This window comes from Pseudomonas anguilliseptica (assembly GCF_900105355.1).
Classification (GTDB): Bacteria; Pseudomonadota; Gammaproteobacteria; order Pseudomonadales; family Pseudomonadaceae; genus Aquipseudomonas; species Aquipseudomonas anguilliseptica.
Map to the genome: position 1 here is coordinate 1,830,427 of NZ_FNSC01000001.1, position 21,681 is coordinate 1,852,107.

The following is a 21,681-nucleotide window of genomic DNA, read 5'->3' on the forward strand; positions in this document are numbered from 1 at the left end:
AAATGAGCGTGCCGGCCAGTACGCACAATCCGCCCCATACAAGGCCGATGTCCGGCCGCGCGGAGAGACGTCCATGACGACGAACGACTTCCTCAACCCGGTTACCACGCAGACCTGGAGCAATGGTCGGCACATGGTGCGCTGCGTCAAAGTCATCCAGGAAACCTGGGACGTGCGCACCTTCTGCTTTATGGCCGATCAACCGGTGCTGTACTTCTTCAAGCCTGGGCAGTTCGTCACCCTGGAGCTGGAGATCGACGGCCAGCCGGTAATGCGCTCCTACACCATATCCAGTTCCCCTTCGGTGCCCTACAGCTTTTCCATCACCATCAAGCGGGTGCCGGGCGGCAAGGTTTCCAACTGGCTGCACGACAACCTCAATGAAGGCAACGAGTTGCCGGTGCACGGCCCGGTCGGGCTGTTCAACGCCATCGACTTTCCCGCCGAGAAGGTGCTCTACCTCAGCGGCGGTGTCGGCATTACCCCAGTGATGTCGATGGCTCGCTGGTTTTACGACACCAACGCCAACGTCGACATGGTCTTCGTGCACAGCGCACGCTCGCCGAAAGACATCATTTACCACCGCGAGCTGGAACATATGGCCGCGCGGATCAACAACTTCAGCCTGCACGTGATCTGCGAGAAACATGGCCTGGGTGAGGCCTGGGCCGGTTATCGCGGCTACCTCAATCAGAAGATGCTGGAGCTGATTGCCCCGGATTATCTGGAGCGGGAGATCTTCTGCTGCGGCCCGACGCCCTATATGAACGCGGCCAAGCGCCTGCTCGAAGCCAACCACTACGACATGAACCGCTACCACGAAGAATCTTTCGGTGCGACGCCGCCGGAAGTACGCGCCGAAGTCAAGGAACTGGCCGCCGAAGCCGCCGATGCCGATCCAGTGCCAGCCGCTGACCAGCACCAAGTGGCCTTCACCAGCACCGGCAAGAGCATTCGTGTCGACCCGGGCGAAACCGTGCACGCCGCCGCTGCCAAACTTGGCCTGCACATCCCCAAAGCCTGCGGCATGGGCATTTGCGGCACCTGCAAGGTCATGAAAACTTCGGGTGAAGTGGCCATGGAACACAACGGCGGCATTACCGACGAAGACGTGGCCGAGGGCTATATCCTGTCCTGCTGCAGCGTGCCGCAGGGTGATGTGGCCATCGAGTATTAAGACCTCTTACAGCAGCACGACACACAGCAAAACGCCGCACCCGCCCTCAAGGCCCGTGTGGCGTTTTTGTTTGGTGCTACCAATCCCGTGGGAGGGGCTTTAGCCGCGACGGAAGCAAAAGCTCGCCGCTAAAGCCCCTCCCACGAATCCATAGCGCCCAGCAACTCCTACAAGGTATTCAGTACGGCTTAGAGCCTGACACTGGCGTACGTCGACTCGCCCTGCGCGCGGGTCAATGCGGCCATGGCCGAGGATGGCGAAGGGCGCATCAGGTCTTCCGGCATAGGCATCAGCGCCACCACATTGCCGCCCTGCTGGCCGGCGCGCTCGTCACGCGGCGGAATACCGAAGTATTCGCGGTAGCACTTGGGGATGGTCTGAAAAAGACTTCCTGATTTTGGCAAAATATCCGCACTCCACCCGCCGAGTTTTCCGATGAAGCAGATGACCTTCGCCGACGCCGAGTATGCCGGCAAGCGCAAGCAGACCCGCAAAGAATTGTTCCTGATCGAGATGGATCGGGTAGTGCCATGGAAAGGGTTGATCGCTTTGATCGAGCCGCATTATCCAAAGGGTGAAGGCGGCCGACCGTCCTATCCGCTGATGGCGATGCTGCGAGTGCATCTGATGCAAAACTGGTTCGGTTACAGCGATCCGGCGATGGAAGAGGCGCTGTACGAGACCACCATCCTACGCCAGTTTGCCGGGCTGACTCTGGAGCGCATTCCTGACGAAACCACCATCCTCAACTTCCGCCGCTTGCTGGAAACACACGAACTGGCTGCCGGCATCCTGGCCGTGATCAATGGCTACCTGGGTGACCGTGGTTTGTCGCTGCGCCAAGGCACCATCGTCGATGCCACGCTGATCAACGCGCCGAGTTCAACCAAGAACAAGAACGGTAAGCGTGACCCTGAGATGCACTCAACCAAGAAAGGCAATCAGTATTACTTCGGCATGAAGGCGCACATCGGGGTGGATGACGAGTCTGGCTTGGTGCACAGCGTGGTGGGTACTGCCGCCAACGTGGCGGATGTCACCCAGGTCGATAAGCTGCTGCACGGCGAGGAAAACATGGTGGGGGCCGATGCCGGATATACCGGTGTCGAGAAGCGCCCCGAGCATGAGGGCCGTCAAGTGATCTGGCAGGTTGCAGCACGGCGTAGCACTTACAAGAAACTCGGTAAGCGCAGCGCGCTGTACAAAGCCAAGCGCAAAATCGAGAAGGCCAAGGCCCAAGTGCGAGCCAAGGTCGAGCATCCGTTTCGGGTGATCAAGCGTCAGTTCGGTTATGTGAAGACGCGCTTCCGTGGCCTGGTCAAAAACACGGCGCAACTGGTGACTTTATTCGCGCTGTCAAATCTGTGGATGGCGCGCCGACATTTACTGACGAATGCAGGAGAGGTGCGCCCGTAATGCTGGAAATGGCTGCCGCGAGGTGCTCGCGGCGGCTAAAAACACAGAAATGAGCCGGTAATCTGATCGTTTTTGATCGATTTATCACTTTCGAAATCAGCAGAGGCTGACGTCAGCCAGAAATGCATGGCTACTTCAGAGGATCCTTGGAGAAGTGCGGCGTGGAGACAAAGCCACACACCGAGGCCACTTCGATGATCGACATGCTGGTCTGCTTGAGCAGTTGGCGCGCGCGAATCAGCCGCAACTTGAGGTAGTAGCGCGACGGCGAGCAGTGCAGGTATTTCTGGAACAAGCGCTCCAGCTGACGCCGCGACACGTCGACATACAACGCCAGCTGGTCGAGGTCGATCGGCTCTTCCAGATTGGCTTCCATCAGCGCGACGATTTCCTGCAGCTTCGGCTGGTTGGTGCCGAGCATGTGCTTGAGCGGCACGCGCTGGTGATCCTGTTCATTACGGATGCGCTCGTAGATGAACATCTCGGAAATCGCCGCCGCCAGTTCGCGACCATGCTCACGGCCAATCACGTGCAGCATCATGTCCATCGGCGCCGTGCCACCGGAGCTGGTGTAGCGGTTGCGGTCGATGGAGAACAAGCGAGTGGTCACGGCCGTACGCGGAAATGCTTCCTGCATGGCGGCCAAAAACTCCCAATGCACACTGCAATCATGGGCATCAAGCAACCCAGCCTTAGCCAGCGCCCAGCGCCCAGCGCCCAGCTGCCAGTGCACACCGCACCCAGCTGCGCACCATGACGCGCCTGGCTTTGCAGCCACTGCACGTGTTCGCGGGTGACGCTGTGCTGGATATCCACGCCACCACAAACGACCACCGCATCCAAGCGCGGTGCAGTCAGCAGACTGGCGTCCGGGGTGATCTGCAGGCCATCGCTGGCGCATACCGGCAAGCCGCTCTGGCTGAGGGTGTGCCAGCGATACAACTCCTTGCCGGACAGCTGGTTGGCCATCCGCAGCGGCTCGACGGCAGACGCCAGGGAAATCAGGGTGAAGTTGTCGAGCAGGAGAAAGCCGATGGACTGCGGCGCACGGCTCTGGGGTTGTGCCCCTTGAGTGAACTGTGACATCAGGTAAACCCTGACGCGAAGCAAAGCACGGTAGTGAGCCCCTCTATAGGGTGGCTCTTTTTATGGGGCTGGGACTGCACAACACCAGATCGACAACCAGCACAACGCAAAGGCCGTGCCTAAATTGATTGGGCGTTCAATTAAAAATAGCGCCGTTAGTCCAAGGCTAGTGCCACTAGGCGTTGGCAGGAGCGACAGAAGCATTCTGATTACGACCGCAAACGCCCGTTTGACGGGTGCTTGAGCATTTCGGTAGCACTGCCTAACCGGTGCTTTGTCACCCCGCTACGCAGGGTAAAAATGCAGCGGTAACGGACCAACGGTCAGGCCTTGCTCAGCGCCACTGCACCGCCCTTTTCAGCGCACCGAACACAGCTGCACCGCAATCGTGCACAGCACTCGCTACGCACCCAAATTGGCCACACAAACCTGCATCCAACCCAGCAGGATTGCTACACAACCGGCCGTAAACCGACTCAGCACTCGACAGCGCTAACCGCCAGCCCACCGCGCGAGGTTTCCTTGTACTTGTCGTGCATATCGGCACCGGTATCGCGCATGGTGCGGATCACCCGGTCCAAGGAGATAAAGTGCTGGCCGTCGCCACGCAAGGCCATCTGCGCGGCGTTGATCGCTTTCACTGCCGCAATCGCGTTGCGCTCGATACACGGCACCTGCACCAGGCCGCCGACCGGGTCGCAGGTCAGGCCGAGATTGTGCTCCAGGCCAATCTCGGCAGCGTTTTCCACCTGTTCGGGCGTTGCGCCAAGAATCTCCGCCAGCCCGGCCGCGGCCATGGCACAGGCCGAACCGACCTCGCCCTGACAGCCGACTTCGGCCCCAGAGATGGAGGCGTTCTTCTTGCACAGAATGCCAATGGCCGCCGCGGCCAGCAGGTAGTCCACCACATTGGCTTCACTGCCCCCCGGACTGAACCGCACAAAGTAATGCAGCACCGCCGGGATGATCCCCGCCGCACCATTGGTCGGCGCGGTGACCATGCGCCCTCCGGCAGCGTTTTCCTCGTTGACCGCCAGGGCAAACAGGTTGACCCATTCCATGCCGCTGAGGGTCGAGCCGATCACATTGGGTTTGCTCATTTCCTGCAGGCTGCGGTGCAATTTGGCAGCGCGGCGCTTCACATTCAGCCCGCCGGGCAGAATGCCTTCGTGCTTAAGGCCTTGCTCCACACACTCACGCATGGCTTGCCACAGGCGCATCAAGCCGCTGCGGATTTCCGCCTCACTGCGCCAGGCCTTTTCGTTGGCCATCATCAGCTCGGAGACGCGCAGACCATTGCTCTGGCACAGCTGCAACAGCTGCTCGGCGCTATTGAAGTCGTAGGGCAGCACGGTGTGGTCCTGATCCAGTTGGCCGCTGGCGGCCTGCTCGGCATCCACCACAAAGCCGCCGCCCACCGAGTAATAGGTGTTCTCGTGCAGCAGGCTGCCGTCGTCGGCAAAGGCACTGAGGGTCATGGCGTTGGGGTGATAGGGCAGATTCTCGTCGAGCAGCAGCATGTCGCGCTGCCAGTCGAAGGCGATGCTGACCCGCCCGCCAAGCTGCAACTGGCCGCTGGCCAATAACTCGGCGATACGCGGCTCAATGCTGCTCGGGTCGACCTGATCCGGCCACTCGCCCATCAGCCCCATGATCACCGCGCGGTCGCTGCCGTGGCCAACACCGGTGGCCGACAGCGAACCGTACAGGCGCACCTGCAGCCGTTCCGTGCGCTCCAGCAAACGCCGCTCGGCCAATGCTCCGCTGAACAGCACCGCCGCGCGCATCGGCCCGACAGTATGCGAACTGGACGGCCCGATGCCGATCTTGAACAAGTCAAACACGCTGATAGCCACGACTCTCTCCTGCACTGATGCTACGTGCAGGCCATGATCAGGATTTCCCCGGCGCACAGTCGCCCCACACCGACTTGCCCATGCCTAAATCCGTCAGCTGGCCATCCATATGGCGGATCGCGGGCGCGAGGCTCTCTGTACCTGGGTGCAATCCGGGGAGATCAATAGCGAGGCCGTGATGACCTGCTCCATGCAGTAATTCCCTGTAGGAGCGCGGTTTGCCCCCCCTCGGATTTCATCCGGGCTACGGGTTCACACTTTCAGGCGGCGCAGCAGCAATTCACGACAGCAGCGTTCTAGTTGCGACTTCACACATAGGCAGCGGAGGAAATCTGTCGGCATGATCGCCGCGCCCATGGATCGGCCAGCTGCATTCGCCTGCCACCCGTGGCCCGACTGCGCGCTTGCACGCGCGCCCTGTCACTGCAACTGGGAGAGGCTTGATGAAACTGAATATGCGTCGTGGCCTGCTGGCCGCCGCCCTGTGCACTCCACTGCTGGCCCAGGCTGCAGAGCCGGCGCAGTGCGGGTTGATTCGCTTCGCCGATGTGGGCTGGACCGACATCACCGTGACCACCGCGGTCACTCGCCAGCTCTTCAGCGAGCTGGGCTACCGCACCCAGGTCAAACGCCTGTCTGTGCCGGACACCTACCAAGCCATGCAGGACGGCAAGATTGATGTGTTCCTCGGCAACTGGATGCCGAGCATGGAAAACGACATCAAACCCTACACCGCCAACGGCTCGGTAAAGACCCTCGGCGCCAACCTCGAAGGTGCCAAGTACACCCTTGCAGTGAATCAGGCCGCCTATGACGGCGGCTTGAAGAACTTCGCCGATCTTGCGCGCTTCAGCAAGGAACTTGGTGGCAAACTCTACGGTATCGAGCCCGGCAACGATGGCAACAAGCTGATCCAGTCGATGATCGACAAGAACGCCTTTGGCCTTGCCGGTTTCAGCCTGGTGGAGTCTAGCGAGAACGGCATGCTGGCCCAGGTCAAACGCGCCGAACACCTCAAGCAATGGGTGGTGTTTCTCGGCTGGGCGCCGCACCCGATGAACAACCAGCTGCAGATGCATTATCTGGACGGCGGTGATGAGTTCTTCGGTCCCAACTACGGCGGCGCGTCGGTGTACACCAATGTGCGTGCCGGCCTGGCCGAAGAGTGTCCGAACGCCACCCAGCTGCTGAAAAATCTGCGCTTCAGCCTGGAGATGGAAAGCTACCTGATGGGCGCCATTCTCAACAAAAACACCAACCCACGGCGCGAGGCCAAAGCCTGGCTTAAGGCTAATCCACAGGCACGGGCAAATTGGCTGCAAGGCGTAACAAGACTGAACGGTCAATCAATAAAAACCGCCGAAAACCTTGCCGATGGAAATTAATTTGTCATTTTTTTCGAACAGCGCGCAGCCCCCAGCTCATCGCGCCTGTGGCCATTTGAAACGCTGCAAACCACGGCCGCTGTGGCTTGCAGCCTTGGCAACGGAACAATAAAGTCTGTTATGGTTTTTAAAGAGTCTGTCGCCGCGCAACACGTCAGAGTCGCAAACCGACAATTGCGACAGGCCGAAGACTATATCGTTGAGTCAGCCGATTTCGTCGCTGTCGCCTTAGCAGGGTCGACAGACCGGGCGCCCACAGCCCCGGACCGAAGAATATATAAGTGCTGGCTCACCACGTGATGGGTGCCAGCCCAACAAGAAATTTCGGATGTACGCGCACCTCGGGTCGAGGTGTGTAAAACCCAAGGATGGGACTTCGTAACACTGCCAGAGGGTTTGGAACGCGGTTTGCAGCACGGCACAGCAAGGTTGACTCGACAGTACGCCCCCATAGCGTCCATTGCCCACAAGGCAACTGGAGCGTTGCAGCGGTTGTGCCTGAGCACCCTGAATGTGTTGCGCGGCAAGGCACGGCCCCGACCCCGGAACCCAGTAAACCCACACAGGCAAGAACAGTCGGCATCACCGTACGTACGCCAGCTGGCGTAGGCGCGGTTCCGCAGCACTGATCTGGATGTCTACTGAAGGGGAATCATCCCATGCAGTCTGGAAAAATCGTCGTCGAAAACCTCTACAAGGTGTTCGGCGCAGAGCCACAAGAAGCCATCGACCTGCTCAAACAGGGCTGGAGCAAGGAACGAATTCTTGCGGAAAAAGGCGCGGTAATCGGCGTCAGCGACGTGTCCTTCAGCGTCGAGGAAGGTGAAATTTTCGTGCTGATGGGCCTCTCCGGCTCCGGCAAATCCACCCTGATCCGCCTGATCAACCGCCTAGTTGAACCCAGCAGCGGCAACGTCTACATCGACGGGCAGAACGTCGCCAAGATGCCCAAGGCGGAGCTGATTGATCTGCGCCGCCGCGACATGAGCATGGTCTTCCAGTCCTTCGCCCTGATGCCTTCGCGCAGTGTGCTGGACAACGCCGCCTTCGGCCTCGAAGTGGCCGGCAAGGGCAAAAAGGAGCGCGAACAACGCGCCATGCAGGTACTCAAGCAGGTCGGCCTGGACACCTTTGCGCACAAGATGCCGCATGAGCTGTCCGGCGGCATGCAACAGCGCGTCGGCCTGGCCCGCGCCCTGACGGTTGACCCGTCAATGATCATCATGGACGAGGCGTTTTCCGCCCTCGATCCGCTCAAGCGCCGCGAGATGCAGGACGTGCTGCTGGAGCTGCAGAAGACTGATCGCCGCACCATCATCTTCGTCTCCCACGACATCGAAGAGGCCATGCGCATCGGCACCCGCATCGGCATCATGGAAGGCGGCAAACTGGTTCAGGTCGGCACTCCGCAGGAGCTGATCGACAACCCCGCCAATGACTACGTGCGCAACTTCTTCAACACAGTCGACACCAACCGCTACCTCACCGCCGGCCAATTGATGGCCGACAGCGTGCCGATCTACGTGCACAACGGCAAAGCACCGGACGCACAGACGGTCTGCCAGGAGCTGCAGGCGCTGGACAAGCACTACGCCTTTATCGTCGGCGAGCAGAACACCTTTCAGGGCTCCATCAGCCTGGAGCGGATCGCCCTGCTGGTCGAGGGCGGCACCACCTGCGGCCTCGACGGCCAGGTGCTCAAGCCAATCCAACCGATCCCCGAAGACCTGCCGCTGGACCAGGTGATTGAACGCCTGGTGGACAACGAAGGGCCGATCCCGGTGGTCGACAGCAATGGCCGCTACAGCGGCGCCATCAGCAAAGGTCGCCTGCTGACCCGCCTGCAGGGAGAGTTCCATGAGTGAGAAACAGCTCGACCTGGGCAGCTGGGTCAATGACGTGGTGCAGCACCTGCTGGACAACTACAGCGATGGCTTTGACAGCATCGGCGCCGTGGTCAACGGCTTTTCCGAAGGCATCGAATGGCTGCTGATGCTGCCGCCGGCCTGGCTGCTGATCGCCATCTTCGTCGGCCTCGGCCTGTGGCGTATCGGCTACAAGTTCGCCATCTTCACCACCGTGGCCTTTGTGCTGATCGTGCTCACCGGCTTCTGGGAACAGACCGTGGTCACCCTCGGCCTGACCTTCTCCGCCACGCTGATCAGCCTGCTACTCGGCATCCCCCTGGGTATCTGGGCAGCGCGCAGTGAGCGGGTAGCGACCATCATCCGGCCGATTCTCGACTTTATGCAGACCATGCCGGCGTTCGTTTACCTGATTCCCGCCGCCATGCTCTTCGGCCTCGGCCGCGTGCCGGGGATCATCGCCACGGTGATCTTCGCCATGCCACCGGCGGTGCGCCTGACCAACCTGGGCATCCGCCAGGTTAATAAAGAGATCATCGAGGCCGGCCAATCCTTCGGCTGCACCCCGCGTCAGCTACTGTTCAAGGTCCAGCTGCCCAACGCCATGCCGTCGATCATGGCCGGGGTCAACCAGACCATCATGATGGCCCTGTCGATGGTGATCATCGCCTCGATGGTTGGCGCAGGCGGCCTGGGCAACGACGTACTGGCGAGTATCCAGCGCCTGGACATCGGCCTCGGTTTCGAAAGCGGCATGGCCGTAGTGTTGCTGGCGATCATTCTCGACCGCATCACGGAAAGTTTCGGTACTCCGCAAACCGCCAAACGCAGCAGTCTGTTCAGTTGGTTCAGCGGCAAGCTTCAACGCCAGTAATCTAAATTTAACCATCACAGGGAATCGCAGATGAAGACGATTAAACAGCTCGCAGGTGTCGGCCTGCTCTCCGTGGCCATGTTGCAAAGCGCCTGGGCGCAGGAGCCGGAGAGTTGCAAAATGGTGCGCTTCGCCGAAATCGGCTGGGCCGACATCGCCGCCACCACCGGTGTCGCCATGACCCTCAGCGAAGGCCTGGGCTACCAGACCCGCAAGATCATGGCCTCCGTGCCTATCGCCTTTACCGGGGTGAAAAGCGGACAGATCGACGTCTTCCTCGGCTACTGGGCGCCCTCGATGGACGCCGTGATCGAGCCCTTCACCAAGGATGGCGGCGTCAAAGTGCTGCCCAAAGCCAACCTTGAAGGCGCCAAGTACACCCTCGCCGTGCCGACCTACGCCGCAGAAGCCGGACTGAAAAGCTTTGCCGACATCGCCAAGTTCAAGGACCAGCTGGGCGGCAAGATCTTCGGCATCGAGCCGGGTAACGACGGCAACCTGCTGATCGACGGCATGATCAAGAGCAACCAGTTCGGCCTCGGCGAATTCAAGATGGTCGAGTCCAGCGAAGCCGGCATGCTGGTTCAGCTGCAACGCGCGGTGAAAAAGCAGGAACCTGCCGTGTTCCTCGGCTGGGCACCGCACCCGATGAACACCCAGTTCGACATCACCTACCTGGAAGGCGGCGATGACGTGTTCGGCCCCGACTACGGCGCCGCCAAGGTCTACACCGTGGTACCGCCGGATTACGAAGCGCGCTGCGCCAACGTCGGCAAACTGCTGAACAACCTGCAGTTCACCGTGGAAATCGAAAGCCAGCTGATGGAAAAGGTTCTGGAAAAACAGAACCCAACCAAAGTCGCGGCCGACTGGATCAAAGCCAACCCGGCGATCCTCGACCAGTGGCTGGCCGGCGTTACCACCTATGACGGCCAGGACGGCGTTGCAGCGGTGAAGAAACACCTCGGCATGTAAGCCACACCGCGCCGCCCCAGTGATCTGCAGGCGGCGTGGCTAGCTAAAACACCTTGATCAGCACCCGACCCGCGAGGCCACACGGCCATCGCCTGGTTTGTTGCAGCCCGGATTTACCACGCAGCACCTGAGCAACACCGATCACCCCTCACCCCATTGGGGAAACGACTGCATAGATGCAGAAAGTAGGGCGAAGCAGGATGCCAAAGCCGAGGGTTGGAGAGAGGGATAACACACAACCCCTCCCGAGCAAGCCATACCACGCAGACCTGTAACACCCAGCTAGGCCCGCAAGAAGAACGCGCCAGTAACTCACTGAACTGCCACTCTCACTGACGGAGCACACCCTATGCGAAACCTGAAAAACCTCTGCCTGCAAAGCCTCGTCGTCGCCGCCCTGGCACTCAGCATGAGCAGCGCCATGGCGGCGGACAAAGCCACCCTGAAAATCGGCTACGTAAACGGCTGGGACGACAGCGTCGCCGCCACCCACGTAGCAGGTGACATCCTCCAGAGCAAACTCGGTTACACCGTCGAGCTGAAGGCCGTAGAACCGGCCATCATGTGGCAAGGCGTAGCCCGTGGCGACCTCGACGCCACCCTCTCCGCCTGGCTGCCCGCCACCCACGGCGAATACTTTGAAAAACTCAAAGACAAAGTCGAAGTGCTCGGCACCAACTACGCTGGCGCCAAAATCGGCCTGATCGTACCGGACTACGTACAAGCCAAAACCATCGCCGACCTGCAAACCTACGCCAAAGACTTCGACGGCAAAATCACCGGCATCGACGCCGGCGCCGGCGTCATGCGCCGCGCCGAAGAAGCCATCAAGGAATACGCCCTGGCTGACATCAAACTGATGCCAAGCTCCGGCCCGGCCATGGCCACCGCCCTGACCCGCGCCGAGAAAAACAAACAAGCCATCGTCGTCACCGGCTGGATCCCGCACTGGATGTTCGCCAAATGGAACCTGCGCTTCCTCGAAGACCCGAAAAAAGTCTTCGGCGATGACGAACACGTCGACACTGTGGCTAACCCCAGCATCAACAGCAAAGCACCAGAAGCCGCTGCCTTCCTGAAGAAATTCTCCTGGAGCGGTGAAGAAGTCGGCGCCGTCATGCTCGCCATCCGCGAAGGCGCCAAACCGGAAGACGCCGCCAAAGCCTGGATCAGCAAAAACCCAGAGCGCGTCGCCGAGTGGCTTAAATAAGCGCTGTTAGCACGCAGGATAAAAACGGGCTTCGCCCCGTTTTTTTAATGACCCCGTCAGGTGCCGTGCCATTGGCAGGGTGCGCTGTGCGCACCAACACGGCGCTACTCAAGACGTATCACGGCGTTACGACCCGAGCACCGTCCGCCACGCCGTCAAGCCGCCACCGTGGGCTGCCCTGGCGGCGCAGTCAGCAGGTAGGCCTCGAAACCCAGCTGGTTGAGCAGGTGCACCGCCAGTTCGCTACGGATCCCGCCTTCCGGCGTAACCGCATAGAGCGTATTCGGCGCCAGGCTACTGGCATGGGTACGCAGATTGGCCACCGGCAGGCTGATGCTGCCCGGCTGGTGGCCCTGGCGGTATTCGAAGGGCAGGCGTACATCCAGCAGCAGGCCGGCGCGCTGGCCGAGCCGGGTCAGCTGTTGTAGTTGCTCTGGGCTGATCTGCGGAATCAGCGCGGGATGCACCAGTTCGACAAACAACTCGCGCTCCAGGCGCGCCAGCACACCGTCCTCAAGCATGGTCACGGTGGCCGAGCGCACCGCACCGCTGACCAGCGCTTCCTCACCGAAGAAATCCCCCGCCTGAAGAATCTGCCGCGGCCCTTCTTCATAGGCCGCTGGCAGGGTCACCGCAGCGCGGCCCTGCTTGATTACATAAAAGTGTTCGCCGGGCTCGCCATAACGCACCACAGTCTGGCCAGCCTTTAACTCGGTAAACTCAAAGCGCGCCAGCAAGGTATGCAGATGGGCAGGCGGCAGCCGGCCGAACAATGGCGAGCGCAACAGCTTGGCCAGCCAGTCGTCCTGACCGGACTCCTCCTCGGCCGCCCCATCCAGGCTGATCACCCCGTAATCGGCGCTCTGGCTCCAGTTCAGCAGGCGTTCGAGCAGGCCGCGCTCCAGGGCGAACAGGATCACATCAGTCTGCGCCACCACCGTTTGCTGCTGCGGCTGGGTTTCGTTGAGGGCATAACCGGCCTCCTGGCTGCCGGCCAGCAGCGGCTGGCGCGCCCCCTCTTCGCCCAGGCCGACCTGGCCGTGCAGCAGGTAATAAAGCGCCAGGGATTTCTCGCCACGCTTGAACAGCAGGCTACCGGCCTTGCGCTGCACATACTGCAGGCTGTCCAGCGCCTGCTGCTGATAGAGCGGGCTGAGATAATCGAACGGACTGAAGCGCAACAGCTGCTCCAGCGTCAGGCAAGGTGTAGCGTAACTCATGGTAGGGCCCTCCGCTCATGCGGCCGGCGCAAGCTGGGTCGTCAATCAGGCGCAGCGCGCGGGCCACTTATTTACCCTAGTTCAGCGCACACCGCCGGGACGTTCATTTCGTCTGATAGCACAGAGCCATAACCGCCCCCCCCCGACAGAGGTCGCTGCCCTCGGTGATAATATCCGCCGTGCCAGCGCCCCCTAGCGGGCGGCCAGCTTGAGTCAGCAGCGCAACCATACTGTCTCTCGCCCCTACAGGCTAAAGCGCTCGGAGTGATTTATTTTTGATCTACTCAGAACCCTCACACCGCTATACAGCCCAGCCAAACCGCTTTCTTTGTATGCCCCATTTAACTGACCCGGCCTAAAACAATGAACCGCCGCAAAAAAATCAAACAGCTCCTCGAAGCGCACGCCAAAAAGGCCAACGCCAAATTGGCACCCAAGAAAAAATCTACCTACATCAGCAAAGCCGACCGATTAAAACTGGCCGAAGAAGCTAACCAAGACTCAGGAACCATGCCTGAGAGCTGACTTATTTGATTTAAGCGCACAGGATGTGCCTGCATATTAAGCCGAATCACCAGTAGCTTTATCCAGAGCATGCAATCGCCTAAAAAGCAGCAATAGTGTCGCTCGATAGCAAAAGGAAACTTGCCAATATGAACGTACTTATACTTCCAGGTATCGGAAACTCAGGACAAGATCACTGGCAAAGCCACTGGGAACAGACGAATAGCAACTATAGCCGCGTCAACCAATCGGACTGGGACAACCCCAGTTGCGCTGACTGGATAGCGTCACTCGAAGACAGCGTCAAACGCTCTGGCACAGATACGATTCTGGTTGCGCATAGCCTGGCGTGCCTGCTGGTGTCGCACTGGGCGGCGCAAACCAAGCTGCAGATCAAAGCAGCCTTGCTGGTCGCAGTACCAAACCCTAAAGGCCCAGCTTTCCCCACCCAGACAATAGGGTTTGATCCAGTACCAATGCAGCGTCTGCCGTTCAAATCTAAGGTTATCGCCAGCACCAACGACCCCTACGGTGGAGTTGCATACGCTGAAGAATGTGCAGCTATTTGGGGCAGCAATCTTGTAAACATCGGCGCGGCTGGCCACATCAACAGCGCTAGCGGCTTGGGCACTTGGCCCGAAGGGTACAGGCTCCTGCAGCAACTTAAAGCCGACTGACAACGTTTAATCTTGCTCGCCTCATTCGCAATTAATGGGTACAGCTCGCAGCTTAATAACCCGTGATGGACCACAAGGAAGAGCATTCATATGCCAGGCCAATACCCAAACAGAATCAAACAACTGCCCTTATTCGATGGCCGCTTTGACGCCTATAAGCTTGAGGCCAAAGACAGCACTGTTCTGTTTGCCTCCTACCCCGCCGGCACCTCCATCGCGCCGCATACCCATGACACCGACAACCATGGCGTGATTACGCGCGGCGAATTGATCCTGACGATGAATAACCAAACGGTCAGGGTTGGCGTCGGCGAGTGGTATCACGTGCCTGCATACGTTGAGCACTCGGCTGTCTTTGAGGTCGAGACCGATGAGGTTGAATTCTGGTTTGTATAAGGCATAACAACCCCGGATAAACCTGCCGCCTTTTGTGTAGATCCGCATGCAAGCAAAGTTTCGCGCCGACGTACTGCATAACCGCCATAACGCACAGATCATCGAGCGCTGGGATGCGTTGAATCTCACGGATGGCTGGCTAGTCGCCGGCTGCCTTTTTCAGACGGTGTGGAATGTGCTTTCTGGGCAGCCGCCGGAGAGCAAGATCAAGGATTACGACTTCTTTTACTTCGACCCTGCCGACCTGAGCGAAGCGGCTGAGAACGCCGTGCAGTGTCATGTAGAAACCGTGCTGGCAGACCTGGACATAACCGTGGAAGTCGCCAACCAGGCGCGGATTCACCTTTGGTATGAAGCACATTTTGGCCATCCCTATGCAGCGCTAAGCAGCGCCAGGGAAGGCATTGACCGCTTTCTGATTCCCGGCACGTGCGTTGGCATTAACCCCGATGAAGTCTACGCCCCCAATGGCCTCGCGCTTTTGTATAACGGAACCCTGACGCCAAACCCGCTGACACCGCACAGAAGCCTTTTTGCCCAAAAGGCTGCGTCCTATCAGCAGCGCTGGCCTTGGCTCAGCATCAACTCAGATGAGTCGCCACACACCAAGCTAATGGGGCCAGCCAGGTGCTGAGCAGAGCGTCGTAGCAAGACCAATAGCCTCTTATCTAGCGCACTTTTTTGCAGGGTTAACCCAAATGCGCCTCACGCTCTTTATCTCTTGTTGTTTGTCGCGCCGGTATCACTGGCCAGTGAGTGCGTGGTGCTATTGCATGGCATGGGCCGCACCAGCTACTCGATGAGTGCAATCGAAGACTCGTTAGCCAAAGAGCATTACACCGTTATCAACAACAGCTACCCGTCCACTGAACAAGACATTCAACAGCTGGCATCAGCAGTCGGGGCTGGCATTGCCGAGTGTAAAAAAGCGGGCGCGCAGAGCATCCACTTTGTTACCCATTCTTTGGGCGGCATCTTGGTCAGGCAGTATTTTCAGAACAACGTCGTTGCCGAAGCCAAGCGAGTGGTCATGCTCGGCCCGCCCAACCAAGGCAGTGAGGTGGCGACGAACAAGAAAGACCGATGGTGGTACAAATTGGCCACCGGGCCAGCCGGACAGCAGCTCGGCACTGAAGCCGACAGCACACCCAACCAACTTAAATCGATCCCCTGGAGATCGGCATAGTCGCCGGCACGGAAAGCCTGGACCCGTGGTTTGCTGGCGATTTGCCCAAGCCAAACGATGGCAAGGTTTCAGTGGAGAGCGCCAAGCTCCCAGAAATGAAGGACTTTATTACTGTTCCGCACAGCCATACGTTTATGACCAATGCCGATGTTGTGGCCAGTCAGATCAAGCAGTTTCTGCAGCATGGCCATTTCAGCCATGAGCCTTAAACCGTTTTTGACAGCGCGAATAATCAAATATGGCCACAACCAGCCAACCCGATAAGCCCAAGCCAGACCGCAGCACCTTTTGGGCCCGTCGCGTTAATACGCTTGCGCTGCTGTGCCTACTCGGCCTGCTGCTACCGCTGCTCTCGCATCTGCTCGCAGACTCCTCCGGCACACTGGCCTGGCTGGTAGATCTGGCCAGCCATTGGCAGTGGTTGTTCTTGCTCGGATTAGCGATGTTTGCCGGACTGGCTTGTTGCCTCGATAAGCGCTGGGCCGTTCTGTTATTGGCGCTGCCGTTGCCCTGGCTGACGGCATCCGCGCCGGCACCGGCGGGCGATCCGCAGGCCCAGGTGTTTGCCGTAGCCAGTGCCAACGTACATTTAGATAGCCGAAACACTCAGGCATTGGCCACCTGGTTGGCACAGGAAAAACCGGATCTGGTGGTGCTGCTGGAGGTTTCCCCAGCCTACGCGCAAGGCTTGCGCACGCTGCGCGATTATCCCTTTCAACACATAGTTGCCCGGGACAGCCCCTTTGGCATCGCCGTGCTGTCGCGCCATCCGCTGCAGCAGGTGGAGGTGATCGAGGATGTGCAGGGGATTGCCCATATCGAGGCGCAGTTGCAGTGGCGCGGCCAGCCGATCGGGATTATTGCCCTGCATCCGATGCCGCCGCTTTCGCCGCAGTATCACAGCGTGCGTAACGCCAAGCTGGCGGCCCTGGCCAAGCGAGCAGCCGCAAACGCCATACCGACGGTTTTAGCTGGCGACCTGAATGCCACGCCCTGGTCGTCGGCCTTTAGCGGGCTGACGCAGTTGGGTTTGCGCCGTGCCAGCGGCTTGGCCGCGACCTGGCCGGCCGTCTTGCAGGGCGTGCTCGGGCTGCCTATCGACCAGGTGCTGGTCACACAGCATTGGGCGGTGGTGGCGCGCCAGGTAGGCCCACAGTTGGGCTCGGACCATTTGCCGGTACTGGTTCGCCTGGTGCCGGCGCTAGAGAAATAAAGACGACAGGTTTACCTTGCCTAACCGCCTGCACCCGCACAACACGCCATTCCAATCATTGAGGGACCAGCATGATCACCTGTCATATCCGCTATGTACTCGACCCGCGCAAACTCAAGGAATTCGAGCATTACGGCAAGCTGTGGATTGCCCTGGTAGCGAAGTTTGGCGGCACGCATCACGGCTACTTTCTGCCATCCGAAGGCGCCAACAATATCGGCCTGGCGATGTTCAGCTTCCCCAGTCTGGCGGAATACGAGCAGTATCGACTGAAATCCTTTGCCGACGCCGAGTGCCTGGCGGCCTTTAAATATGCCGAAGAGACCCAGTGCGTGCTCAGCTACGAGCGCACCTTTTTCCGTCCGGTATTTGATGCCTGACTGAACCTTAATTACCGAGTTAAGCGCCATGTCCCAGCTCGCCCACTTCCAGTTGATGGCCCGCTATAACGCGTGGATGAATGACAAGCTCTACGCGGCCGCCGGCCAGCTGTCGGCCCAGGCGCTGAGTGAGGATCGCGGAGCGTTTTTCCCGTCCATCCTCGCCACGCTCAACCATATTGCGGTGGGCGATATCATCTGGCTCAAGCGCTTTGCCGAGCACCCGGCCTGCGCTGAGCTACGCGAGGCAATCAGCGATCTGCAACGCCCAGCGGCGCTGGATCAGCTGTTGTTCGACACTTTCGCGCCGCTGCAGGCGTTGCGCAGCAGGCTGGATGGGCATATCAGCGACTGGGTCGCAGCGCTGACCGAGGTGGACCTGGAGCATGTGCTGGCCTACGGCAATATGAAGGGCGTGCCGGCGCAGCGCCCCTTTGCCAGCCTGATGCTGCATTTCTTTAATCACCATACTCATCATCGCGGCCAGGCCAGTACTCTGCTGTTCCAGGCGGGTCAGGATATCGGCGTGACCGATTTACTGACGCTAATCGCCGATGTAGACCCGCGCTAACGCGTACAACCAGCGGACAGGACGTCACCCATGGCTTTTAACCACACCGAACGCCTCAGCCTGCTCGCCATCAAAGGTGTCGGCCCCACGGTGATCAAACGCTTCGAGGAACTGGGCATCGACTCCCTGGCGCAATTGGCCACATACCGGGCCGAGGATATCGCCGAGATGGTTGCCGCCATGCTCGGCAGCACCTGCTGGAAGAACAGCCCACAGGCCAAGGCCGCGCTGAATGCGGCCATCGCCAGAGCCAAAGACAGCCAATGAAGCCCCTCGCCCTGCTGCAGGTTTATCTGCCGTTGATGGCCTTTCGCCAGGCAGCGCAGGCGCAGCTGGGTGGGTGTTTGCCGACAAGTACGGCGGCTGCGGTATGGGCCAGAACCCAGGAAATACAGCGTGAGTTGCAACGGACGCGGGTGCGCCATTCGCCTGGGGTGAATCTGCTGCTGCGTTATATACAGTGGGATTACGCGCTGTACCGCGCCTTGCAGGAGCACGGAATAGGCCAACAGCAGGCCGGCGAGTGGATCGAGCAGATCAACTGGCAGATCTTCGCCCCTGCCAGCGCTCTGGCCTTCAAGCTGTCGCGCCTGCGCAGCAACCGTTTGCAGGCGCGCATCAAGTGGCTGCTCGATGCGTTATTCAGCCTGGTGTTTACCCGCCCTTTCCAACGCAGCAATCTCCCCGAGGTCGCTGGCGTGGCCTTTGATGTGCAGGTGTGTCCACTGGCCAGTTACCTGCGCGAGCAGGGGGCGCCGGAGCTGACCCACTTTGCCGCGTGCAGCCTGGATTACCGTATGGCCAGCGATTGGGGCGTAACCTTGCAGCGCAGACAAACCCTCGCAGGCGGCGCGGCCTACTGCGATTTCCGCTTTAGCGTGCCCCCCACCCAGTTGATTGCCCGTGAAGGCACGAGCAACAGCGCTGCCAGCAGCGCGGAAAACTAGCCGCGATCGGGTTTGCGCCAGGCCTTATCCCTGACCGACAGGTCATCCCTGGAACGTCATGTTTGATTGATCGTTCAACAATAACCGGCCTAGACTGCGCGCATTCCGGGGACGCCCCCATCGATGGAGAAGCAGATGCCCAAGGTCGGAATGCAACCGATCCGCCGCTCGCAATTGATCGCGGCCACCCTCGAAGCGGTTGATCAGGTCGGCATGGGCGATGCCAGCATCGCCTATATCGCGCGGATCGCCGGGGTCTCCAACGGCATCATCAGCCACTATTTCCGCGATAAGAACGGCCTGCTCGACGCCACCATGCGCCACCTGATGCAGGCGCTCAGCGATGCCGTGCGCGAACGCCGCGCCAGCCTGCCGCCGGACCAGCCGCGCGAGCACCTGCGGGCAATGATTGAAGGCAACTTCGACGACAGCCAGGTCAACGGCCCGGCGATGAAAACCTGGCTGGCATTCTGGGCCACCAGCATGCACCAGCCGGCGCTACGGCGTTTGCAGCGGGTCAACGATCTCCGTCTGTACTCCAACCTGTGCGGGCAGTTCAGCCGCGTGTTGCCGCAGGAGCAGGCGCGCAGCGCCGCCCGTGGTCTGGCGGCCTTGATCGATGGCTTGTGGCTACGCGGGGCGCTGTCCGGCGAAGGTTTCGACACCCGCCAGGCGATTGCAATCGCCTACGAATACCTCGACCTGCAATTGGCCAAGACCACGTAGGGTGGGTAGGCGCCGCCCACTACCGGCCAACCACAGAGGGCTTAATTGGCCGCAACCCACCATGGGACTCAACCCGCCTCCTGCCTGGTGGGTTACGCATTACTTTAGGAATGCTCAGCTCTCGTAGGAGCTTGCCCGCGATCTCTTGTGGACTCAAAAGCATCGCGGCCAAGGCCGCTCCTACAGGTCTCGCAGCACCCGCCAGCACGGCTGGCTGGCACTTGATTTGTGCCTAGCCTGAAACAACCCGAATACCAACGCCTACATGCCCTGCGTGTCGTGTTTGGCTGCGCCCTGTCGTTTTTATTGATTGATCGTTCAATTAAGATAATTTAGCCTTGGGTCTATATTGCCTAGACCAGCAACCTGCGCCAGGCAGCTCGCATCGCCCACCGCACACAAGGAAAGCGCCATGCCCCGCTTCGACGAACAGCAGCTCTTTATCGGCGGCCGCTATGTGGCAGCCAGCAGCGGCGAAACCTTCAACAGCATCAACCCGGCCACCGGCGAAGTACTCGCCCGCGTGCAGCGCGCCAGCCAGGCAGACGTGGAACTGGCCGTGGCCAGCGCCACTGAAGGCCAGAAGGTGTGGGCGGCGATGACCGCCATGCAGCGCTCGCGCATCCTGCGCAAGGCTGTGGACATCCTGCATGAGCGCAACGATGAACTGGCCGAGCTGGAAACCCTCGACACCGGCAAGCCGCTCTCGGAAACCCGCTACGTCGATATCGTCACCGGCGCCGACGTGCTGGAGTACTACGCTGGCTTGATTCCGGCCATCGAAGGCGAGCAGATCCCGCTGCGCGACACCAGTTTCGTCTACACCCGCCGCGAGCCCCTGGGCGTGGTCGCCGGCATCGGCGCGTGGAACTACCCGATCCAGATTGCTCTGTGGAAATCCGCCCCGGCCCTGGCCGCCGGCAACGCGATGATCTTCAAACCGAGCGAAGTGACTTCACTCAGCGCATTGAAACTGGCAGAGATTTACAGCGCAGCCGGCCTGCCGGATGGCGTGTTCAACGTGCTCACGGGCAGCGGCCGGGAAGTCGGCCAGTGGCTGACCGAACATCCGGGCATCGAGAAGATTTCCTTTACCGGCGGCACCGTGACCGGCAAGAAGGTCATGGCCAGCGCCTCCAGCTCGTCGCTCAAGGAAGTGACCATGGAGCTGGGCGGCAAGTCGCCGCTGATCATCTTCGAAGACGCCGACCTCGACCGCGCCGCCGATATCGCGGTAATGGCCAACTTCTACAGCTCCGGCCAGGTCTGCACCAACGGCACGCGGGTGTTTGTGCCGCGCATGCTGCAGGCGCGCTTCGAGGCCAAAGTGGTTGAGCGGGTCAAACGCATCCGCCTCGGCGACCCGCTTGCCGAGGCCTCCAACTTCGGCCCGCTGGTCAGCGCGGCACATATGGAAAGCGTGCTCGGTTATATCGACAAAGGCCGCAGCGAAGGCGCACGCCTGCTGATCGGCGGCAACCGCGTGACCGAGGGCGACTACGCCAAGGGCGCCTATGTCGCGCCGACGGTGTTCACCGACTGCAACGACGGCATGACCATCGTCCGTGAAGAAATCTTCGGCCCGGTGATGAGCATTCTGGTGTACGACAGCGAAGAGGAAGTGATCCGCCGCGCCAACGCCACCGAATATGGCCTGGCCGCCGGCGTGGTGACCCGCGACCTGAACCGCGCGCACCGGGTGATCCATAAGCTGGAAGCCGGCATCTGCTGGATCAACACCTGGGGCGAGTCGCCGGCGGAAATGCCAGTCGGCGGCTACAAGCAATCCGGCGTCGGCCGCGAAAACGGTTTGACCACCCTGGCGCACTACACGCGAATCAAATCGGTACAGCTGGAAATGGGCGACTACGCCTCGGTTTTCTAACCACTGTGTTGTGGGAGGGGCTTTAGCCGCGACACCTTTCGCGGCTAAAGCGGAACGCCGCCTGACCCTTGCCACGGATTGAATCGTCGCCCCGTAGCCCGGATGCAATCCGGGAACAGTCACCGCGTTTTC

At 60.1% G+C, this 21,681-nt stretch carries 22 protein-coding genes and 2 pseudogenes; 20 read left to right on the forward strand and 4 right to left on the reverse strand.

Translation table 11 applies throughout. The features are described 5' to 3' along the window. Window positions 1-73 precede the first annotated feature (73 nt). Window positions 74-1,177: a glycine-betaine demethylase subunit GbcB gene (gene gbcB / locus BLW24_RS08810; protein WP_090379298.1), complete on the forward strand. Its 1,104-nt coding sequence runs from the start codon at window positions 74-76 to the stop codon at window positions 1,175-1,177. Window positions 1,178-1,365: 188 nt separating this feature from the next. Here gbcB and BLW24_RS08815 read toward each other — a convergent pair. Then, window positions 1,366-1,545 (reverse strand): annotated as a pseudogene (locus BLW24_RS08815) (GlxA family transcriptional regulator); the annotation flags it as partial. Window positions 1,546-1,612: 67 nt separating this feature from the next. On the opposite strand from BLW24_RS08815, the gene BLW24_RS08820 reads away from it, so the two are divergent. Continuing rightward, window positions 1,613-2,593 carry an IS5 family transposase gene (locus tag BLW24_RS08820; protein WP_090375347.1) on the forward strand — a complete coding sequence of 327 codons (981 nt, stop codon included), beginning with the start codon at window positions 1,613-1,615 and terminating at the stop codon, window positions 2,591-2,593. A 145-nt stretch (window positions 2,594-2,738) separates the two neighbouring features. Here the strand turns inward: BLW24_RS08820 and gbdR are convergent. Then, a pseudogene (gene gbdR / locus BLW24_RS08825) lies at window positions 2,739-3,679 on the reverse strand (choline metabolism transcriptional regulator GbdR); the annotation flags it as partial. A 476-nt stretch (window positions 3,680-4,155) separates the two neighbouring features. Next, a complete protein-coding gene (locus tag BLW24_RS08830) occupies window positions 4,156-5,535 on the reverse strand; it encodes an L-serine ammonia-lyase (protein ID WP_090379305.1) in 1,380 nt (459 codons plus the stop codon). Between the two features lie 443 nt (window positions 5,536-5,978). Between BLW24_RS08830 and choX the strand changes: the two genes are divergently transcribed. The 5 genes from choX (at window position 5,979) to BLW24_RS08855 (ending at window position 11,844) form a co-directional block, all read left to right on the forward strand. Then, window positions 5,979-6,920 carry a choline ABC transporter substrate-binding protein gene (choX, locus tag BLW24_RS08835; protein WP_090379308.1) on the forward strand — a complete coding sequence of 314 codons (942 nt, stop codon included), beginning with the start codon at window positions 5,979-5,981 and terminating at the stop codon, window positions 6,918-6,920. A 659-nt stretch (window positions 6,921-7,579) separates the two neighbouring features. Then, a complete protein-coding gene (locus BLW24_RS08840) occupies window positions 7,580-8,785 on the forward strand; it encodes a quaternary amine ABC transporter ATP-binding protein (RefSeq protein ID WP_090379312.1) in 1,206 nt (401 codons plus the stop codon). Beyond that, window positions 8,778-9,659 (forward strand): ABC transporter permease, encoded by an 882-nt coding sequence (locus BLW24_RS08845; RefSeq protein ID WP_090379315.1) that lies wholly within the window; start codon window positions 8,778-8,780, stop codon window positions 9,657-9,659. Before BLW24_RS08840 ends, BLW24_RS08845 begins: the two co-directional genes overlap by 8 nt. 30 nt (window positions 9,660-9,689) lie before the next feature. Continuing rightward, the gene (locus BLW24_RS08850) at window positions 9,690-10,634 is read left to right on the forward strand and encodes a choline ABC transporter substrate-binding protein (RefSeq protein ID WP_090379317.1); all 945 of its coding nucleotides are present in this window, start codon (window positions 9,690-9,692) and stop codon (window positions 10,632-10,634) included. 349 nt (window positions 10,635-10,983) lie between these two features. Further along, window positions 10,984-11,844 (forward strand): glycine betaine ABC transporter substrate-binding protein, encoded by an 861-nt coding sequence (locus BLW24_RS08855; RefSeq protein WP_090379321.1) that lies wholly within the window; start codon window positions 10,984-10,986, stop codon window positions 11,842-11,844. A gap of 155 nt (window positions 11,845-11,999) precedes the next feature. Here BLW24_RS08855 and BLW24_RS08860 read toward each other — a convergent pair whose 3' ends face one another. After that, window positions 12,000-13,064 carry a cyclic nucleotide-binding domain-containing protein gene (locus BLW24_RS08860; RefSeq protein ID WP_090379325.1) on the reverse strand — a complete coding sequence of 355 codons (1,065 nt, stop codon included), beginning with the start codon at window positions 13,062-13,064 and terminating at the stop codon, window positions 12,000-12,002. Between the two features lie 363 nt (window positions 13,065-13,427). On the opposite strand from BLW24_RS08860, the gene BLW24_RS08865 reads away from it, so the two are divergent. The 13 genes from BLW24_RS08865 to betB all read left to right on the forward strand — a co-directional run bounded on the left by BLW24_RS08865 (window position 13,428) and on the right by betB (window position 21,549). Then, window positions 13,428-13,589, forward strand: coding sequence for a DUF2986 domain-containing protein (locus tag BLW24_RS08865; protein ID WP_090379328.1), 162 nt, complete (start codon window positions 13,428-13,430; stop codon window positions 13,587-13,589). 128 nt (window positions 13,590-13,717) lie between these two features. After that, complete coding sequence (locus BLW24_RS08870; protein ID WP_090379331.1) at window positions 13,718-14,245, forward strand: RBBP9/YdeN family alpha/beta hydrolase; 528 nt, start codon at window positions 13,718-13,720, stop codon at window positions 14,243-14,245. A gap of 90 nt (window positions 14,246-14,335) precedes the next feature. Continuing rightward, window positions 14,336-14,641, forward strand: a complete 306-nt coding sequence (locus tag BLW24_RS08875; RefSeq protein ID WP_090379334.1) for a cupin domain-containing protein — start codon at window positions 14,336-14,338, stop codon at window positions 14,639-14,641. Between the two features lie 46 nt (window positions 14,642-14,687). After that, window positions 14,688-15,275 (forward strand): nucleotidyltransferase family protein, encoded by a 588-nt coding sequence (locus BLW24_RS08880; protein ID WP_090379337.1) that lies wholly within the window; start codon window positions 14,688-14,690, stop codon window positions 15,273-15,275. Window positions 15,276-15,404: 129 nt separating this feature from the next. Next, window positions 15,405-15,827 (forward strand): esterase/lipase family protein, encoded by a 423-nt coding sequence (locus BLW24_RS26155; RefSeq protein WP_276326458.1) that lies wholly within the window; start codon window positions 15,405-15,407, stop codon window positions 15,825-15,827. 71 nt (window positions 15,828-15,898) lie between these two features. After that, complete coding sequence (locus BLW24_RS26160; protein ID WP_208600157.1) at window positions 15,899-16,036, forward strand: hypothetical protein; 138 nt, start codon at window positions 15,899-15,901, stop codon at window positions 16,034-16,036. A gap of 29 nt (window positions 16,037-16,065) precedes the next feature. Next, window positions 16,066-17,040, forward strand: a complete 975-nt coding sequence (locus tag BLW24_RS08890) for an endonuclease/exonuclease/phosphatase family protein (RefSeq protein ID WP_090379341.1) — start codon at window positions 16,066-16,068, stop codon at window positions 17,038-17,040. Window positions 17,041-17,111: 71 nt separating this feature from the next. Beyond that, window positions 17,112-17,420 carry an NIPSNAP family protein gene (locus BLW24_RS08895; RefSeq protein WP_090379344.1) on the forward strand — a complete coding sequence of 103 codons (309 nt, stop codon included), beginning with the start codon at window positions 17,112-17,114 and terminating at the stop codon, window positions 17,418-17,420. A gap of 28 nt (window positions 17,421-17,448) precedes the next feature. Beyond that, the gene (locus BLW24_RS08900) at window positions 17,449-17,991 is read left to right on the forward strand and encodes a DinB family protein (RefSeq protein ID WP_090379347.1); all 543 of its coding nucleotides are present in this window, start codon (window positions 17,449-17,451) and stop codon (window positions 17,989-17,991) included. Window positions 17,992-18,021: 30 nt separating this feature from the next. Beyond that, window positions 18,022-18,258 carry a hypothetical protein gene (locus tag BLW24_RS08905; protein ID WP_090379350.1) on the forward strand — a complete coding sequence of 79 codons (237 nt, stop codon included), beginning with the start codon at window positions 18,022-18,024 and terminating at the stop codon, window positions 18,256-18,258. Beyond that, window positions 18,255-18,938: an L-2-amino-thiazoline-4-carboxylic acid hydrolase gene (locus BLW24_RS08910; RefSeq protein WP_090379352.1), complete on the forward strand. Its 684-nt coding sequence runs from the start codon at window positions 18,255-18,257 to the stop codon at window positions 18,936-18,938. The genes BLW24_RS08905 and BLW24_RS08910 overlap by 4 nt, the downstream gene beginning before the upstream one ends. A gap of 135 nt (window positions 18,939-19,073) precedes the next feature. Beyond that, window positions 19,074-19,664 carry a transcriptional regulator BetI gene (gene betI / locus BLW24_RS08915; protein WP_090379355.1) on the forward strand — a complete coding sequence of 197 codons (591 nt, stop codon included), beginning with the start codon at window positions 19,074-19,076 and terminating at the stop codon, window positions 19,662-19,664. Between the two features lie 412 nt (window positions 19,665-20,076). Then, window positions 20,077-21,549: a betaine-aldehyde dehydrogenase gene (gene betB, locus BLW24_RS08920; protein WP_090379358.1), complete on the forward strand. Its 1,473-nt coding sequence runs from the start codon at window positions 20,077-20,079 to the stop codon at window positions 21,547-21,549. The last annotated feature ends 132 nt before the right edge of the window (window positions 21,550-21,681 follow it).

What these genes read in the sequence shown, in the direction of transcription:
- choX (WP_090379308.1), top strand. Translation starts at nt 5,979, where the DNA reads ATGAAACTGAATATGCGTCGTGGCCTGCTGGCCGCCGCCCTGTGCACT.
- betI (WP_090379355.1), top strand. Translation starts at nt 19,074, where the DNA reads ATGCCCAAGGTCGGAATGCAACCGATCCGCCGCTCGCAATTGATCGCG.
- BLW24_RS08895 (WP_090379344.1), top strand. Translation starts at nt 17,112, where the DNA reads ATGATCACCTGTCATATCCGCTATGTACTCGACCCGCGCAAACTCAAG.
- BLW24_RS08855 (WP_090379321.1), top strand. Translation starts at nt 10,984, where the DNA reads ATGCGAAACCTGAAAAACCTCTGCCTGCAAAGCCTCGTCGTCGCCGCC.
- gbcB (WP_090379298.1), top strand. Translation starts at nt 74, where the DNA reads ATGACGACGAACGACTTCCTCAACCCGGTTACCACGCAGACCTGGAGC.
- BLW24_RS08890 (WP_090379341.1), top strand. Translation starts at nt 16,066, where the DNA reads ATGGCCACAACCAGCCAACCCGATAAGCCCAAGCCAGACCGCAGCACC.
- BLW24_RS08865 (WP_090379328.1), top strand. Translation starts at nt 13,428, where the DNA reads ATGAACCGCCGCAAAAAAATCAAACAGCTCCTCGAAGCGCACGCCAAA.
- BLW24_RS08840 (WP_090379312.1), top strand. Translation starts at nt 7,580, where the DNA reads ATGCAGTCTGGAAAAATCGTCGTCGAAAACCTCTACAAGGTGTTCGGC.
- BLW24_RS08870 (WP_090379331.1), top strand. Translation starts at nt 13,718, where the DNA reads ATGAACGTACTTATACTTCCAGGTATCGGAAACTCAGGACAAGATCAC.
- BLW24_RS08845 (WP_090379315.1), top strand. Translation starts at nt 8,778, where the DNA reads ATGAGTGAGAAACAGCTCGACCTGGGCAGCTGGGTCAATGACGTGGTG.
- BLW24_RS08850 (WP_090379317.1), top strand. Translation starts at nt 9,690, where the DNA reads ATGAAGACGATTAAACAGCTCGCAGGTGTCGGCCTGCTCTCCGTGGCC.
- betB (WP_090379358.1), top strand. Translation starts at nt 20,077, where the DNA reads ATGCCCCGCTTCGACGAACAGCAGCTCTTTATCGGCGGCCGCTATGTG.
- BLW24_RS08875 (WP_090379334.1), top strand. Translation starts at nt 14,336, where the DNA reads ATGCCAGGCCAATACCCAAACAGAATCAAACAACTGCCCTTATTCGAT.
- BLW24_RS08910 (WP_090379352.1), top strand. Translation starts at nt 18,255, where the DNA reads ATGAAGCCCCTCGCCCTGCTGCAGGTTTATCTGCCGTTGATGGCCTTT.
- BLW24_RS08900 (WP_090379347.1), top strand. Translation starts at nt 17,449, where the DNA reads ATGTCCCAGCTCGCCCACTTCCAGTTGATGGCCCGCTATAACGCGTGG.
- BLW24_RS08860 (WP_090379325.1), bottom strand. Translation starts at nt 13,064, where the DNA reads ATGAGTTACGCTACACCTTGCCTGACGCTGGAGCAGCTGTTGCGCTTC.
- BLW24_RS08905 (WP_090379350.1), top strand. Translation starts at nt 18,022, where the DNA reads ATGGCTTTTAACCACACCGAACGCCTCAGCCTGCTCGCCATCAAAGGT.
- BLW24_RS08820 (WP_090375347.1), top strand. Translation starts at nt 1,613, where the DNA reads ATGAAGCAGATGACCTTCGCCGACGCCGAGTATGCCGGCAAGCGCAAG.
- BLW24_RS08880 (WP_090379337.1), top strand. Translation starts at nt 14,688, where the DNA reads ATGCAAGCAAAGTTTCGCGCCGACGTACTGCATAACCGCCATAACGCA.